The sequence below is a fragment of the Aquimarina sp. 433 genome (assembly GCF_054054605.1).
The window spans coordinates 1-203 of the sequence record NZ_JBSWZK010000072.1 but is presented as its reverse complement, the minus strand read 5'-3'; the positions used below and the strand labels follow the sequence as shown (position 1 = coordinate 203).

The 203-nt window shown below is 39.4% G+C and carries 1 protein-coding gene; it reads right to left on the bottom strand.

Features of this window, described 5'->3' with window-relative positions:
• The coding region (locus ACWNT5_RS24380; RefSeq protein WP_456518881.1) for a hypothetical protein at window positions 1-203 on the bottom strand (203 nt) is incomplete at both ends.

Sequence of the window (203 nt, the reverse complement as noted above, 5' to 3'; positions counted from 1 at the left end):
GTAACTATATCTATAACCGTATCTACACTACTCGCTACATCAATACTTACTGTAACCGTAGCATTACCTACATCCTCTGCAACTGTAATATCGCTAATACTAACCGTAGGGGTATTATCATTATCGGTAATCGTTACCGTACCACTTGGATCGGTATTACTCGTATTACCACTGGTAACTGTACCACTAACTGTTAAGTCCTC